Source organism: Burkholderia sp. BE12 (assembly GCF_002959955.1).
Lineage (GTDB): Bacteria > Pseudomonadota > Gammaproteobacteria > Burkholderiales > Burkholderiaceae > Burkholderia.
The window spans coordinates 21,244-37,767 of the sequence record NZ_PREY01000037.1; the positions used below are offsets into that span (position 1 = coordinate 21,244).

Sequence of the window (16,524 nt, forward strand, 5' to 3'; positions counted from 1 at the left end):
GGTTCAGGCCGCCGGTCGGGACGCTGCGGGCGCATGCGTCTCGTGGAAATGGGCCGGATGCGTGTGCGTCGTCAGGCGATCGACCCACGCCATCACGAGCGCCGACACGAGGAACGACACGTGGATGATCACCTGCCACATGATCGCGTGCGTCGTGTGCTGGTCGGGGTTGATGAAGGTCTTCAGCAGGTGGATCGACGAAATGCTGATCAGCGCCATCGACAGCTTGACTTTCAGCACGCCCGCGTTCACGTGGTCGAGCCATTCGGGCTCGTCGGGGTGGCCCTCGATGCCGAGCCGCGACACGAACGTTTCATACCCGCCGACGATCACCATGATCAGCAGGTTCGAGATCATCACCACGTCGATCAGCCCGAGCACCGCGAGCATCACGCTGACTTCGTCGAGGCCGGTGGCATGCGACAGCAGGTGCCAGACTTCCTTCAGGAACAGGAACACGTAGACGGCCTGCGCGACGATCAGGCCAAGGTAAAGCGGAACCTGGAGCCAGCGACTCATGAAAATCAGCGCGGGAAGCGGGCGAAGCGGGCGACGGGCGGGGCGGCCGGGCGAATGCGGGGCGGACATGATGGAGGGTCGGGCGCGGTGCGCAGGTATCGGGGGTAATCTTGAAAAGGCGCGCTATTGTAACGCGTCGGCCGACGCGGCTGCAGCGACGCGCCGGCTCGGCGGGGACGGATCAGGAGGCGGCGGCCGGCACGCTTTTCACGCGCAGGCTCGCAAGCACGATGCCGGCGACGACGCATGCGAGCGCGATACCATGCGCGAGCGTCGGGCGCTCGCCGAGGAACGCGATGCCGTACGCGGCCGCGGCGATCGGCAGCACCGCGCTGAACACACCGGCGAGGCTGCCCGGCACGTGCCGGATGCCCTTCATCCACAGCCAGAACGAGAAGATGCTGGCCGACAGCCCATACCAGACGACGAGCGCCCAGGTGCCGGCCGGCACGCTCGCGTAATCGAAGTGCCACAGCGCCGTCGCACCGAGCGGCAGCATCAGGAACAGGCCGAACAGGTGGGTATAGGCGCAGATGTCGATCGGTGCGAGCGTTTGCGTGAGCCGGCGCGACAGGATCACGTAGATCGATTCGCAGCACACCGCGCCGAGGATCAGCAGGTTGCCGGTCAGCGAGCCGGACGCGTCGCCCTGCGCACCGTGCCCGGCCGCGCGGCCGTTGGCGAGGTTGATCGTCACGACGCCGATGATCGCGAGCGCGATCGACACGAGCGCACGGCCGTTCGGTTTTTCACGCAGGATCAGCCACGCGAACAGCGCGACGATCGCCGGGATCGTGCTCGTGATGACGCCCGCGGCCACCGCGCTCGTGCGCTGCACGCCGTTGAGCATCAGCAGCGTGAACATGAAGGTGCCGAAGAAGGCCTGCAGGAACAGGTTCAGCCATTCGCCGCGCTTGACCGCGCGCATCTTCGCGACGCTGAACAGCGGCCACAGCACGGCGATCGCGATCACGAAGCGCAGCGTGGCGAGGATGGCGACGGGGACGAATGCAACGATGGATTTACCGATACCGACGTTGCTGCCGACGAACAGCATCGACAGGATGAGGAAGAGGGCGTAGCGATTCAAGCTGGAATCCGGAAGGCGAGTTCAGTTAGGATTGTAGGGTCGCGGTTGTAACAGCGTAAAGCTGACTCGATGCGGCGCCGCCCGGCGCACGAAACGGCCATGCCGCGTAAGTGACGGGTAAGTTGGAGCGCTTATCGTGGAAACTGCCGGGCCGCAGGTCGCGTTCGCGTGATGTGGTGCGGTGCAGCATCGTGCGCTGGCCTTCGCGGCCGCGTGCGGGTGGGTGGGAGACAGCGGCGCGCAGGCGCCGGCCAAGACGCGCGGCGCGCACGATCGCGCCGCCATGCAGAGGATTCATGTTCACCAAGGGGTAGTCGATGTCTGCGATTGAATCGGTTCTTCACGAAACCCGTCAGTTCGCGCCGCCCGCGGCGCTCGAGAAGACGGCGACCATTTCCGGCATGCCGGCCTATCGCGCGCTCGTCGCCGAGGCCGAGCAGGATTACGAAGGCTTCTGGGCGCGCCTCGCGCGCGAGGGCCTCGCGTGGCACAAGCCGTTCACCAAGGTGCTCGACGAGAGCCAGGCGCCGTTCTACAAATGGTTCGACGACGGCGAGCTGAACGCGTCGTACAACTGCCTCGACCGCCACGTCGAGGCCGGCAACGGCGAGCGCGTCGCGGTGATCTTCGAGGCCGACGACGGCACCGTCACCCGCGTCACCTATGCCGACCTGCTCGCCCGCGTGTCGCGCTTCGCGAATGCGCTGAAGAAACGCGGCATCGCCAAGGGCGATCGCGTCGTCATCTACATGCCGATGTCGATCGAGGGCATCGTCGCGATGCAGGCCTGCGCGCGCATCGGCGCGACGCACTCGGTCGTGTTCGGCGGCTTCTCCGCGAAATCGCTGAACGAGCGCCTCGTCGACGTCGGCGCGGTCGCGCTCGTCACCGCCGACGAGCAGGCCCGCGGCGGCAAGACGCTGCCGCTCAAGAGCATCGCCGACGAGGCGATCGCGATGGGCGGCTGCGAAGCGGTCAAGAGCGTGATCGTCTATCGCCGCACCGGCGGCAAGATCGACTGGCATGCCCAGCGCGACCTGTGGATGCACGAGCTCGCCGACGGCGAATCCGAGCGCTGCGAGCCGACCTGGGTCGGCGCCGAGCATCCGCTGTTCATCCTGTATACGTCGGGCTCGACCGGCAAGCCGAAGGGCGTGCAGCACAGCACGGGCGGCTACCTGCTGTGGGCCGCGCAGACGATGAAGTGGACCTTCGACTGGAAACCCACGGATGTGTTCTGGTGCACGGCCGACATCGGCTGGGTCACGGGCCATACGTACATCACCTACGGGCCGCTCGCGTGCGGCGGCACGCAGGTCGTGTTCGAGGGCGTGCCGACTTATCCGGACGCTGGCCGTTTCTGGAAGATGATCGACGATCACAAGGTCACCGTGTTCTACACCGCGCCGACGGCGATCCGCTCGTTGATCAAGGCGGCCGAAGCCGACGACAAGGTCCACCCGAAGAGCTACGACCTGTCGAGCCTGCGCATCATCGGCACGGTCGGCGAGCCGATCAATCCGGAAGCGTGGATGTGGTACCACAAGCACGTCGGCCACGAGCGCTGCCCGATCGTCGACACGTGGTGGCAGACCGAAACCGGCGGCCACATGATCACGCCGCTGCCGGGCGCCACGCCGACCGTGCCGGGCTCGTGCACGCTGCCGCTGCCGGGCATCACGGCCGCGGTGGTCGACGAGACGGGCCAGGACGTGCCGAACGGGCAAGGCGGGATTCTCGTCGTCAAGCGGCCGTGGCCGGCGATGATCCGCACGATCTGGGGCGACCCGGAGCGCTTCAAGAAGAGCTATTACCCGGAGGAACTCGGCGGGCGGCTATATCTCGCCGGCGACGGCACGGTGCGCGACAAGGAGAGCGGCTACTTCACGATCATGGGCCGGATCGACGACGTGCTGAACGTGTCGGGCCACCGGCTGGGCACGATGGAGATCGAGTCGGCGCTGGTGTCGCACGAACTGGTAGCCGAGGCGGCGGTGGTGGGCCGTCCGGACGACACGACGGGCGAGGCGGTCGTGGCGTTCGTCGTGCTGAAGCGTTCGCGCCCGGAAGGCGACGAAGCCGCGGCGCTCGCGAAGACGTTGCGCGACTGGGTCGGCAAGCAGATCGGGCCGATCGCCAAGCCGAAGGACATCCGCTTCGGCGACAACCTGCCGAAGACCCGCTCGGGCAAGATCATGCGGCGCCTGTTGCGCTCGCTCGCGAAGGGCGAGGCGATCACGCAGGATACGTCCACGCTCGAGAATCCGGCCATCCTCGAGCAGCTCACCGAAGTGCGCTGAGCATCCGGTTGCGCGTCACGCGCACGAGCCCCTGCGCGGCAATCCCGATTGCCCGCGCAGGGGCTTTTTGCTACATAACGGCATGACCGTTCCGACCCGTTCGGCGCCTGCTGCGCCACCCCCCGTTCCCGAGCCGCTCGCGCGGGCGCACGCACGCTACTGGCGCTTCAACGTCGCGCTGATCGCGGTGCTGATGGTGATCGGCTTCACGGTGTCGTTCATCGTGCCGTTCTTCGGGCCCGCGCTCGCCGGCGTTCGCTTCGCCGGCTTCAGCCTGCCGTTCTATGTCGGCGCGCAGGGCGCGATTCTCGTGTACCTCGTGCTGATCGTCGTCTACATCGGGCTGATGCAGCGCGCGGACCGCACGCTGCGCCGCGCGTACGACGAGCATGCGGCACGCGCCGGCCACGCGAACGGCGGCGCTGATTCATGCTGACGCATCGACTGATACGCGCGTACGCGCTCTACACCCTCGGGTTCCTCGGATTCGTGCTGCTGATGTGGCGGATCGAGCGCGCGATGGGCTCGGGCGTGTGGATCGGCTACGTGTTCCTGTTCGTGCCGATCGCCGTGTACGCGGTGATCGGGTTGTTGTCGCGCACGTCCGATCTCGTCGAGTACTACGTGGCCGGGCGGCGCGTGCCGTCCGCGTTCAACGGGATGGCGACCGCGGCCGACTGGCTGTCGGCCGCGTCGTTCATCGGCCTGGCCGGCTCGCTCTACGCGACCGGTTACGACGCGCTCGCTTACGTGATGGGGTGGACGGGCGGGTTCTGCCTCGTCGCGTTCCTGCTCGCGCCGTACGTGCGCAAGCTCGCGCGTTACACGATTCCCGATTTTCTCGGCACGCGCTTTTCGAGTACGGCCGTGCGCGCGCTCGCCGCCGGCGCGGCGATCCTGTGCTCGTTCGTCTATCTGGTCGCGCAGATCCAGGGGATCGGCCTGATCGCGACGCGCTTCATCGGCGTCGATTTCGCGATCGGCATCTTCTGCGGGCTCGCGGGCATTCTCGTGTGCTCGTTTCTCGGCGGGATGCGGGCGGTCACGTGGACGCAGGTCGCGCAGTACATCATCCTGATCAGCGCGATCCTGATTCCGGTGTCGCTGATCGCGATGAAGAATGGACTCGGCCCCGTGCCGCAGTTCAATTACGGCAAGCTGATGGAGCGTGTCGCGGCGCTCGAGGCACAGGTGCGCGACGCGCGCGACGAGCAGCAGGTGCGCGATGCGTACCGCCGGCAAGCCGCGGATATCCAGACGCGGCTCGACCGGTTGCCGGCGTCCCATGCGGACGCGCGCCGGCATCTCGTCGACCAGCTTGCGGACCTGCGGCGTCACAACGGGCCGCTGCGCGAGATCAGCCAGCGCGAGCGCGAACTGGCCGATTTCCCGCGCGATCCGGCGGCGGCGCGGGTGGCGTGGACGCAGGCGCGTGACGAGCTGCTCGCGCGTGCCGAGCCGCCCGTGCCGATGCACGAGCCGTTTCCGGCCGCGAGCGAAGACGAACGCAAGCCGCGCGAGCGGAATTTTCTCGCGCTGCTGCTGTGCCTGTCGCTCGGCACCGCGAGCCTGCCGCACATCCTGACGCGCTACAACACGACCACGTCGGTCGCGTCCGCACGGCGCTCCGTCGGCTGGACGCTGTTCTTCATCGCGCTGTTCTACCTGAGCGTGCCGGTGCTCGCGGTGCTGATCAAGTACGAGATCCTCGCGAATCTCGTCGGGCGGCCGTTCGCCGAATTGCCGGCGTGGGTCACGCAATGGCATCACTTCGAACCCGACCTGATCAGCGTCGTCGAGGTGATTCGCGACGGCATCGTCCACTGGTCGGAAATCCAGATGCAGCCGGACATGGTCGTGCTGGCCGCGCCGGAGATCGCGGGGCTGCCGTACGTGGTGTCGGGGTTGATCGCGGCCGGTGCGCTGGCCGCGGCGTTGTCGACCGCGGACGGGCTGCTGCTGACGATCGCGAACGCGCTGTCGCACGACGTCTATTACTGCATGGTCGCGCCCGATGCCACGAGCCAGCGGCGCGTGACGATCTCGAAGGTGCTGCTGCTGGGGGTGGCGCTGTTCGCGTCGTATGTCGCGTCGCTCAATACCGGGAAGATCCTGTTTCTCGTCGGCGCCGCGTTTTCGCTGGCGGCGTCGAGCTTCTTTCCGGTGCTGGTGCTGGGCGTGTTCTGGAAGCGCACGACGACGCGTGGCGCGATTGCCGGGATGGTGACGGGGTTGGCCGTGTGTGTGTACTACATCGTGTCGACTTATCCGTTCTTCACGCAACTGACCGGGTTCGCCGGGCGCGCGTGGTTCGGGATCGAGCCGATCAGCTCAGGCGTGTTCGGCGTGCCGGCGGGGTTCGCGGTGGCGATCGTGGTGAGCCTGTGCGACAAGCGGCCGGATGAGTACACGCGGGCGCTGGTGGATTACATTCGGCATCCGTGAGTGCGGGGACGGGCGGAGGTGGGACGGGTCGGCGCCCCAAATGAAAAGCCCCTTGATGTATCGGGAAATCAAGGGGCTTCGTGCATTCTGGCGGAGAGAGGAGATTCGCCCACACAAGCGCGGGCCGCGGATACGCTTGCAAGCGAATCCCTTCGAATCCCCCGCGCAAGCCGAACCATCGGCTTGCTTTTCTCCGGAAACGAAAATGCCCGCTGGCGCGGGCATCGAATACTGGCGGAGAGAGGGGGATTCGAACCCCCGATAGGCTTACACCTATACACGCTTTCCAGGCGTGCGACTTAAACCACTCATCCATCTCTCCGGAAGACCGAGAGTATAGCAAACTCTGGCGGCGGCCCGCCACTCCCTTCCTCGCCCTTGGGAAATCTGTCGTCATCGACAGTCACACCGAGCGCGGGGCGCCCTACGGCGCCTAGCCCGCATTGCACGTGGTGTCCGGTGCGACTCGAGACAACTGGGTACCGTTCACGGACGGCAGCGCACAACCCCGAGCGGGCGTCGGGACGGACATACAATCATGTGAAGTCCGCATTCGCCGTAACAAACCGTACGTACCGGTTGCGGCCTGCCGGGCCGATCATGATGACGATGCCGACCGTCCGCGCCGCTATCTTTAAAAGGAACGCCACGCCATGTCGCTCTCCACCTTGCTCGCCTTTGCGCTGATCCTGTCCGTCGGTGTCGCGACGCCTGGCCCGACGGTATTGCTCGCAATGAGCAACGGTTCGCGGTACGGATTACGTCACGCGATGGTCGGCATGCTCGGCGCCGTCACCGCCGACGTCGTGCTCGTCGCGCTGGTCGGGTTCGGCCTCGGCGTGTTGCTCGACGCGTCGGAAGCGGCGTTCGTGACGCTGAAGCTGCTCGGTGCGGCGTGGCTCGCCTACGTGGGCATCCGGATGCTGATGTCGAGCGGCGGGGTCTCGGCTGCGCAGCCACGCGTGCCCGCGACGCCCGATCGTCGGAGCGCCTTTCTGAAGAGCTTCTTCGTTGCGATGAGCAACCCGAAGTACTACCTGTTCATGTCCGCGCTGCTGCCGCAGTTCGTAGATCGGTCGCATGCCATCGCGCCGCAGTACGCGATTCTCGCGGCGACGATCGTTGCGATCGACGTCATCGGAATGACCGGTTACGCGCTGCTCGGCGTGCATTCGGTTCGCGTATGGAGGGCCGCGGGGGAGAAGTGGCTGAACCGGGTCAGCGGGGCGCTGCTGCTGATGCTCGCGGGGTATGTTGCGCTGTATCGCAAGGCCGCGCATTGACGCGGTGATGGAGCGGGGAAGCGGCGTAGCGTCGTGCCATCTGGACGAAATGACGCGGGCAGGCGATCGGCATTTCAGCGCGACGTTCGTCGGTATCGACGGACGATGGGATTTCACGATTCGTGACTTAGCGGTGCCGTTCGTCCGGCCGGTATTGGGGACGCGGCACGTACGGGAACGACACTGGGACGACGATCGAGGGGCCACGGGATGGGGATCGGCCTGTTTCGAAAGAATGTGAATTGTTGAGCCCGTTGGGCGCTTTGCAAAAAGGATTCTAAATCCCGTCAAAAAGCCGTCATCAACCTGACAAATTTGCTATGCTCGCCGAAAACCAGACGGGCGGCACTCCCAGGACGGATCAGCGGGCGTGATTGCTCGCCGAACAACGAAGTCAAACAAAATCCTGAGAGTCACGCTGTGAATCCAGCCGAATTGCTACGCGCATTTGCGTCGGGGGTGGTCGATCAGAACAATCGGCCGGTGCGCATGAACTGGGGGCCTGCCCAGAAAACGCTCGAGCAAGTGCTTGCGCTTCAGTATGCCGATATCCGCGAAGGGTTGATGACGGGTATCGAGGGGCATCTGACCTGCGTGTCTGCACGGACCGATCTTCCGATCCGCAGCTTCATCGGGCTGCCGGTCTCCGTCGAGATGACGACCGATCGCGGGCGTCTCCATACCATCAACGGCATTGTCACCGACGTTCGCACCGGACAATCGGACGGTTCACTCACCTGCTACCAGTTGACGATTCGCGACGTTTTGTCCGTGATGGAGCGGCGGACCAATTCGCGGTTGTTTCGGTCCAAGAGTCTGCCCGACATCCTTGGGGTGCTGCTTCAGGAATGGCGCCAGCGCAGCTCGGCGCTCGCGGGCGCATTCGAGTTCGACCTGTCCGGTCTGCAAGCCGAGCGTTACCCCGCGCGTGAACTCACGCGGCAGGTCAACGAGTCGGACGCGCACTTCATCCGGCGGCTGTTGCGACGGGAGGGGGCGACCGTATTCGTCAAGGCGGGCAAGGCCGGCGAACGGGCGAGCGGCAATGCGCACGACACGCCGGTTCATACGCTTGTCTTTGCCGATGACTCGATGAAGTTGCCGGAGACGGTCGCGGGCACCATCCGCTACCACCGCGACGCCGCCACCGAAGAGCGCGACTCGATCACGCTGTGGGCGACGAGCCGCCGATTGATCCCGGGCAAGATCGTCCGGCCGACGTGGGACTACAAGAGCGGCCGGATGTCGCAAACCGAGCAGGCGACGATCGTCGATCAGGGCGACGGCGGCAACGACCTCGGGCATTTGCTGGCCGACGTCGTCATCGATATCCCGCATGTCGGGGATTCGTCGTCCGATCTCGACCGGATCGGCAAGGACCGGATGCTGGCGCATGAACTGCATGCCGAATCCGTCGACGGCGTGAGCAATGTGCGCGATCTGGCCGTCGGTCACTGGTTTGCGCTCGCGGAGCATCCGCAACTCGACATGTTGCCGGCAGAACAGCGGCAGTTTGTCGTCACGTCGCTCCATCATTGCGTGCGGAATAACCTGCCCAAGGAACTGAACGAGCGCGCGCAATCGCTGTTCGCTGCAAGCCGCGTACTGTTCAATGCGGTGCCGGCCGACGTGAGCGGCAAGCCGGGCGACGAAAGCGACAGGCGTTACGAGAACACGTTCTCGTGTGTGCGGCGCGGCGTGCCGCTGACGCCGGCCTACGATCCTCACGTCGACCTGCCGCCCGTGCATCCGATGACGGCGGTCGTCGTTGGGCCGCAGGGCGAGGAGGTGTTCTGCGATGAAATGGGCCGCATCCGTGTGCGGATCCAGGGGTTGAGCGCGGACGATCATGCGCACGCGCAGGGAGCCGGCACGAGCGGTACGCCGTCCGATAGTGCGCCGGTGCGCGTCGCCTGCGCGCTCGCCGGGCCGAGTTTCGGCGCGAATACGTTGCCGCGTGTCGGCATGGAGGTACTGATCGGTCATATCGGTGGCGATCCGGACCGGCTGGTCGTGATGGGCGTGTTGGCCAACGGGCCGAACATGCCGGCGACCTTCAGCCATACCGGCGCGCTGCCGGGCAACCGCTACCTGTCGGGCACGAAGACGAAGGAAATCAAGGGGCAGCGGTACAACCAGATCCGCTTCGACGATACGCCCGGGCAGATCAGCAGCCAGTTGGCGAGCGAGCATGCGTACAGTCAACTGAACCTCGGCTATCTGACGCAGCCGCGCGACAACGGGCAGGGTACGGCTCGCGGCGAAGGTGCCGAGTTACGCAGCGATGCAAACGTGGCGATTCGCAGCGGCAAGGCGATGCTGATTTCGGCCTGGGAGCGGCTTCGCGCGAGCGACGGTCACCTCGCGCGGGACGAGTATCTGCAACTGATGCAGGAATGCGTCGAACTGTTCAAGAGTCTCGGCGACTATGCGGGCCAGCATCAGGGTGTTGCGCCGGATACGCAGCCGCACGATGCGCTCATGACCACGGTGAAAAGCTGGCCGAATGGCGAGTCGTCCGGCGACGGTGAGTCGTCAGGCGCGTCGATGGCCGCGATCGGCATTACCGCGCCGGCCGGCATTAGCATGGCGACGCCCAAGACCGTGACGACCCATGCGGGCGGCAACGTCGATGTCGTCGCGCAGAACCACCTGCAGTACACGAGCGGGCAGCGGATCAATCTGCAGGCCGGGCATGGTATCGCGATGTTCGCCCACAGCGAGGGCGTGTCGGCGATCGCCAACCAGGGGAAGGTGGCGCTGCAGAGCCAGAACGACGACACGCAGATCGACTCGGCGAAGAACATCCAGATGACGGCGGCCGGCGGCAAGCTCGCGGGTATGGCCAGCGAGCAGGTCGTGTTCGTGACGTCGGGCGGCGCGTACCTGAAGCTGCAGGGCGGGGATATCGAGCTCGGGTGTCCGGGGAGGTTTACCGTCAAGTCCGCGTCCCATACCTGGGCTGGGCCGGCGAGCATGAGCACTGATTTTCCGAAGTTCGACCAAGGCTCGCTGGGGCGGGTGCCGAAGCTGGTCCGGGCCACTGACGGGCAGCCGGTCGAGGGCATGGAAGCCGAGGTGCGAAAGGCGTCGGGCGAATTGATCAAGGGGAAGACCGACGCGCAAGGCAAACTGACGCCGGTCAGCAGCGATCAATTCGAACAATTGGCGGTTCGCTTCTTCAAGTCGAGAACCTGAGTTGAGTCTTCCAGAAAAACAACATGTTCAACTACAACTTTGCACAGAACCCGGGCGGGCAATCGTCGACGGACGACCCGTCGCAGACTTCGGTGGGCGGTGGAGTGGGGACGACGCTGTTCAACCGCAACGACCTCGAATGCGTGATGCAGATGCCGCTGCCGGGCGTCGTTATTTTCGTGCACGGGGTGAATTCGGAAGGGGAATGGTTCAAGGAGGCCGAGAAAGGGTTGTGTGCCGGATTGAACCGGCGCATGGGGCGTTATGACGATCAGCTGTTCCATTGGGGGCCGGTGGCCGGGCAGATGACGCCGGTCAGCTATATCGAAAGCCTGACGCCAGACGGTTTCCTGAATCCGGACATGTCGTCGAAGACGTACATCAAGCCCGATCCGTCCTTTTCGCCCGTCATCCACTTTCGGTGGGGCTATGCCGCGAACGCGGAGGAGCTGAAGCTGTATGGCGACAAGATCATGCTCAACGAGAAGAATTACTGGGGCGGTGGCCCGTTCGCGGGTGGGTGTACGAGTCTGCCGGATCTGTGGAACGACGGGTTGAACGATCGGCTTTTTCTGTGGCTGACCGTTCAGCACATGAACGGCATCGGCAATCGAAAAATCTACTCCACCCCACCACGCACTTATGGCGTGCTTGGCGCACTGCGGCTGGCACGCCTGGTCGAATCGATCCGCAAGCGACAGGCCGACGCGCCGATTACGATCGTGTGCCACAGCCAGGGAAACATGATCGGTCTCGCCGCAGCGTTTCTCGGTGACCGGTTGCCAGAGGTGACGGATCAATGGGGCAAGAAAGGGCGCTGCGTCGCAGACACCTATGTTCTCGCCAATCCCCCGTACAGTCTCGTCGAGGCCAACATGACCGACTCGTGGGCCCAGCGCGGGGTGCGCGACAAGAACGGGCACGTGGGGCGCGAGACCTATGTCGCGCGCAAGGAAACGCTGAGGGAGTATTTCGATATCCTGCGTGCTCGGGCCGATCTTGAGATGCCCGCGGAGGATCTCGATCGGGCAATGGAAAACGCAAGACCGTCGAAGAACGGGGGCAAACCGTATAGCGCAGCCAAGGACCGGGAGGCGCACGGGCTGTCTCAGAAAAACACCTACGGGCGAGTGACGCTGTACTGCTGCCCGCATGATCAGGTCATTTCGGCCTTGACCGTTCAGGGAATCGGCTGGCGCGGAATGAGTGTCGACGAAATCAGTGCGACGAACGCGTGGGGCGTTTTTTCGCAACGTGTGTTTGCATCGAATTTCCAGGTCGGTGGTGAAAATACGCTGTACCGGTATTGGAAAGATGACTGGCGCAAGGGTAAGAACGAAACTGAGGGTTTTTGGTATCCGCCGTCACCGCCCGCGCGGTATGGTCTTGGTCGAGGTATGCATTCCAATGAAGGGCTGTTCACGAAATTCATCACGCTTGTCACCAGCCCGGCCCTCTATCTGTTTAATTTGATCGACATGAAGGTCAATGCCGATCCACCAAAAGACTGGGAAATCCCGATCACGGCACCGATGCTCGACGAGGAAACGCGCTTCCTCCCGAAGGCATTTCGCTACGACAAACCATCGGGCGCTTGCGATGCGCAAGGGAAACCGATCGAGGAGGGGAGCTTCAACGAAGGCTATGATCCCCCGTCGGCTGGGCGTGATGCCAAGAAGGAGAACAAGCGCGATGACGATCCGTATGACAACTTCGACGCGAAGTCGGAAAAATTCAAGACTGAGGGTGATGCGCTGAAAGCGCAGGGGGATGCTGCGTCTGAGGCTGCGCAGCGGTATGAGGATCATTCGATTCTTCGCATGGAAGCGCGGAGATCGGGAAATCGCCGCTGGGTCGATAAGGAAGCAAATGTGATCGGAGAGGACAATCCGGAGGCAGCGAGTGCTGACTATACCGAATGGCGGAACAACGAGATTTTTCAGATTCTGAATGGTGGGGACAAGAATAATCCCACGAACCATTCGACCATCATGACCAACAAGGATCATGCTGAAAAGGCATTGGCTTATGATGTGGCAATTGGGCTTTGCTATCTGACTGAAGATGATTTCAGGTATCTCAGAGTTCAAGCTGATTGGAGGTTTGCCAGTGATTCCAAGAAGGGCGATCCTAATTTTGATCTGATGGATTATATAAATACCGGCAAGCATGGCGATTTGTTTTTGCCTGATTGGGTGAAAAGGGACGGAAATGCCGCGATGCCGAGGAAAATACATGACGAGCGAGACGGCGGATTTTTCCTGAGGCTGGGAGGTATTTTATGAGGGCGGTCATTGCCACCTGGCCGCGTCGAGTCGGAGTTGCGAGCCTCGCGTTGTTTTTTGCTTTAGGGGCATCGTTTTTGATATTGATTTCGTCTGGCAAGCCGGCGGGAGAGTTATTGAGTATGGGTAATCTGATGAAACGATTGGTGCTGGTCCCTGGGCTCGTGGCAATCATGGTATTTGCGTTCGCAACAGTGATTGCAGCCTCACGCCCAGTTGCTGCCTCATCGATCGATAAGGCGGTCCCGATAGCTGGGGCCAGTTCATCCAAGCCTTTCGTTGCCCAGGTTGTAGGGCTCGGATGGATGAATCCCCTCCAACGCAGGGACTATCCTACCGAGTGGCAAATATTGTGGACGCTTGGTTTGGTCAAGCCAAATGTCAACGATGATATGGTTCGAACGAACCCGAAGAAATATTCGACGTTGCAGGCAATTTCCATTGTCGCCGATGGTAACGGGGGGGGTGAATCTTTTGCCGGATTTTATGAAAAGTATATCGATAAATTATTGTTGCTTTTCCGGGTTCCATATTTTACGAATGAAGATTATTTTTATACCGTGGGCTCGGATGAAAAAAGGAGGTGGCGTGAGTTGGCAGGCGTGCACGTAGAGTTGGCTATTCCTTCTGGGCGAATTGAACCTGTATCGGCTGCGTCATATCTGCGTAACCGCATTGTCAATATATTCGAAATCGGCAATCCGTCTGCAAAAAATCTATGGAGCCGCGACATTCCACCCGATGTGCACGTGACGACGGGCCACGGCAATGCCGGCTTCACATCGCTGAACGCCGCGCTGGACTATCTGGCTACGCATCCGGACAAGAGCGCATGGGTGATGAACTGGGACGCGCCGAGCTTTCCGCCGAACGACGAACAGATCAATGAGAACATGGTGGTGCTATTCCTTGCCGGCCCGGATCTGAAAACCGAGCGCGAACCGCTGGCGTGGATCGGTAAAGCCGCACGAAGCAACATCCAGGACTTCGAGGCAAAGCAAGGCGCGAGCCGCGCTGTGCAGGCATGGAAGTCGACGATCGATACAGCGGCGAGTAATGCGGGTGTGCCGGTGTCGTCGGTGAATTACATCGTGCACGACGCGGGCAAGGGCAGCGATGCTGCATCGACACGAATTGCCTCACTGTCGCAGACGCTGACGGAAGTACTGCCGGAATACGATTTCCGTACGCAGACCTTCAATACATCGGCACTACTCGGTGACATGGGCGCCGGCGCGGCACTGACCGATGTGGTGCTGGCGATCGGCCGCGCGAATCACCTCGGTGGAAATGTGCTCGTAGCCGGAACGACCGAAACCGAGCACCCGACAGCGGTGATGGTGGTCGCGCCTTCGAAACTGACGCCGATCGATGCAAGTAGGAACTGGTTTCGCGCACGCGGTGGAAACAACGCCTATCTGCCTTGGTGGGGACGTCGTCACGATGCGAGCCCTACGACTCAAGGCTATTCAAAATGAGGAGCGCGCATGCGCGGCATCATTCGAGTCGGCGACGCAACGAGCCACGGCGGTCAGGTCGTGACCGGCAGCGCGGTCAGCGAAGTGATGGGGCGGCCGGTGGCGCGGCTCGGTGATACGTGCGTCTGTCCGATCGCGGGCCATCAGGCCTGCTTTATCGCCGAAGGGGATCCGCAGGTCATCGTCGACGGAAAACCCGCCGCGTTCGATGGTCACAAGACCTCGTGTGGCGCGACGCTGATTTCGAGTCTGGCGTCGTCCGGACGGGAATGAATTGCCGGACCGGCGCTCGGGGGGGCCGGTTCGATCAGGAATATTCATGCACTGCTTCACACTTGCGAGACGCATCGGGTGCGTCTCGATCGTCATGGCGACACTCTTGTCGGGCCCGCCGTTGCGGGCCGAGACGAGCACCACATCGGCGCAATCTGTCGAAGGTGCGTCTGCCGCGCCGTTTGTTGCGCAAGTTGTCGGGCTTGAATGGCTCAATCCGCTGCAGCGTCGTGACTATCCGACGGAGTGGCAGTTGCTTTGGACGCTCGGCTCGGTCAAGCCAAATAGAAACGACGATATGGTTCGGACAAATCCGAAGAAATATTCGACGTTGCAGGCGATTTCTATCGTAGCTGACGGGCAGTGGGGTAGTGAGACGTTCGTTGGCTTTTACAAGAAATATGTTCGAAAATTGCTGGTGCTTTTTCGTACGCGATACGTGACGAATTCAGATTATTTTTATACGATAAAGTCTGACAACAAAAATGAATGGCGTGAATTGGCAGGTATTCACGTCGAACTCGCCATTCCGAAGGGGCGGCTGGATCCAGTGCTCGCCGGCTCATTTTTGCGTGACGAAATGACCAACGCTTATGAGATTGGAAATCCGTCCGCTAAAAATTTATGGAGCCACGATACACCGCCGGACGTGCACGTGACATCGGGACAGGAGAATGCCGGCTTCACGTCGCTGAACTCGGCACTGGACTATCTTGCGTCGCACCCCGACAAAAGCGTGTGGGTAATGAACTGGGACGCACCGAGCTTCCCGCCGAAGGACGAACAGATCAACGAGAACATGGTGGTGCTGTTCCTAGCCGGCCCCGACCTGAAGACCGAGCGCGAACCATTGGCATGGATCGGCAAGGCGGCGCAAGGCAGCGTCAAGGATTTCGACGCGAAGCAGGGCGGGAGCCGCGCGGTGCCGACGTGGAAGTCGACGATCGACGCAGCCGCAGGCAATGCGGGCGTCGCGGTCTCGTCGCTGAACTACGTTATCCACGATGCGGGCAAGGGCAGCGCGGTTGCGTCGGCAAGGGCTGCGTCCCTTTCGCAGGGCCTCGCGGAAGCCGTGCCGGAAAGCGACCTCCGAGGCGAGAGCTTCAACACGTCGGCGTTGCTCGGTGACATGGGCGCCGGGGCGGCGTTGACCGACGTGGCGCTCGCGATCGGCCGCGCAAATCATCTCGGCGGAAACGTGCTCGTGGCGGGGACGACCGACGCCGAGCATCCGACGGCCGTGGTGGTGGTCGCGCCGTCGAAGCTGACACCGATCGATCCCAGCAAGGACTGGTTCCGCGCTCGCGGGGAGAACAACGCGTACTTACCGTGGTGGGGCCGCCATCACGACGCGCGTCCGGCGTCGCAAGGCTATTCGGAGTAGGACGCGACGTAAGGGCTCGCGTTAAGCAATCTGTAACAATCAGCGGAATAGCGAGGGGGTAATTCTTTCAGAATACTTTCCGTTTCTCTTTGCTGATGTACGCTGGGAAATCCCGATTCGCGCTGTATTCACGGCACTGGTCCGGACGTGCTGAAGACAGTCTCAAAATTCCCGCCGTACATATTACAAATAGTATGGAAACTGAAAGAATTCCTTCCCTTGACGCGCCGCCCCGTCCCCCTTTATTGTCCGTCTGCCGCCCGTGAGAG

11 protein-coding genes and 1 tRNA gene are annotated in these 16,524 nt (G+C 62.7%); 9 read left to right on the forward strand and 3 right to left on the reverse strand.

All coding sequences use genetic code 11. The features are described 5' to 3' along the window. Window positions 1–3 precede the first annotated feature (3 nt). Entirely contained in the window at window positions 4–588 is a 585-nt protein-coding gene (locus C4B30_RS29870) for a TIGR00645 family protein (protein ID WP_027784942.1), read from the reverse strand. 112 nt (window positions 589–700) lie between these two features. Continuing rightward, the gene (locus C4B30_RS29875) at window positions 701–1,609 is read right to left on the reverse strand and encodes a DMT family transporter (protein ID WP_105133378.1); all 909 of its coding nucleotides are present in this window, start codon (window positions 1,607–1,609) and stop codon (window positions 701–703) included. Window positions 1,610–1,926: 317 nt separating this feature from the next. Between C4B30_RS29875 and acs the strand changes: the two genes are divergently transcribed. The 3 genes from acs to C4B30_RS29895 all read left to right on the forward strand — a co-directional run bounded on the left by acs (window position 1,927) and on the right by C4B30_RS29895 (window position 6,354). After that, window positions 1,927–3,909 (forward strand): acetate--CoA ligase, encoded by a 1,983-nt coding sequence (gene acs, locus C4B30_RS29885; protein ID WP_027784940.1) that lies wholly within the window; start codon window positions 1,927–1,929, stop codon window positions 3,907–3,909. 82 nt (window positions 3,910–3,991) lie between these two features. Beyond that, on the forward strand, window positions 3,992–4,345 hold the full coding sequence (locus C4B30_RS29890) for a DUF4212 domain-containing protein (RefSeq protein WP_027784939.1): 354 nt from the start codon (window positions 3,992–3,994) through the stop codon (window positions 4,343–4,345). Next, the gene (locus C4B30_RS29895; RefSeq protein WP_027784938.1) at window positions 4,339–6,354 is read left to right on the forward strand and encodes a sodium:solute symporter family protein; all 2,016 of its coding nucleotides are present in this window, start codon (window positions 4,339–4,341) and stop codon (window positions 6,352–6,354) included. The genes C4B30_RS29890 and C4B30_RS29895 overlap by 7 nt, the downstream gene beginning before the upstream one ends. A 232-nt stretch (window positions 6,355–6,586) precedes the next feature. Here the strand turns inward: C4B30_RS29895 and C4B30_RS29900 are convergent. Next, window positions 6,587–6,676 (reverse strand) — tRNA-Ser (locus C4B30_RS29900). Window positions 6,677–7,007: 331 nt separating this feature from the next. Between C4B30_RS29900 and C4B30_RS29905 the strand changes: the two genes are divergently transcribed. The 6 genes from C4B30_RS29905 (at window position 7,008) to C4B30_RS29935 (ending at window position 16,255) form a co-directional block, all read left to right on the forward strand. Further along, window positions 7,008–7,637: a LysE family translocator gene (locus tag C4B30_RS29905; RefSeq protein WP_027784937.1), complete on the forward strand. Its 630-nt coding sequence runs from the start codon at window positions 7,008–7,010 to the stop codon at window positions 7,635–7,637. Between the two features lie 420 nt (window positions 7,638–8,057). Then, window positions 8,058–10,835, forward strand: a complete 2,778-nt coding sequence (locus tag C4B30_RS29915) for a type VI secretion system Vgr family protein (protein ID WP_027784936.1) — start codon at window positions 8,058–8,060, stop codon at window positions 10,833–10,835. A 23-nt stretch (window positions 10,836–10,858) separates the two neighbouring features. Continuing rightward, on the forward strand, window positions 10,859–13,120 hold the full coding sequence (locus tag C4B30_RS29920; RefSeq protein WP_027784935.1) for a T6SS effector phospholipase Tle3 domain-containing protein: 2,262 nt from the start codon (window positions 10,859–10,861) through the stop codon (window positions 13,118–13,120). Continuing rightward, the gene (locus tag C4B30_RS29925) at window positions 13,117–14,598 is read left to right on the forward strand and encodes a virulence factor (protein WP_175888587.1); all 1,482 of its coding nucleotides are present in this window, start codon (window positions 13,117–13,119) and stop codon (window positions 14,596–14,598) included. Before C4B30_RS29920 ends, C4B30_RS29925 begins: the two co-directional genes overlap by 4 nt. Window positions 14,599–14,607: 9 nt before the next feature. Further along, the gene (locus C4B30_RS29930) at window positions 14,608–14,871 is read left to right on the forward strand and encodes a PAAR domain-containing protein (protein WP_027784933.1); all 264 of its coding nucleotides are present in this window, start codon (window positions 14,608–14,610) and stop codon (window positions 14,869–14,871) included. A gap of 46 nt (window positions 14,872–14,917) precedes the next feature. Further along, entirely contained in the window at window positions 14,918–16,255 is a 1,338-nt protein-coding gene (locus C4B30_RS29935) for a hypothetical protein (RefSeq protein ID WP_027784932.1), read from the forward strand. Window positions 16,256–16,524: the final 269 nt, after the last annotated feature.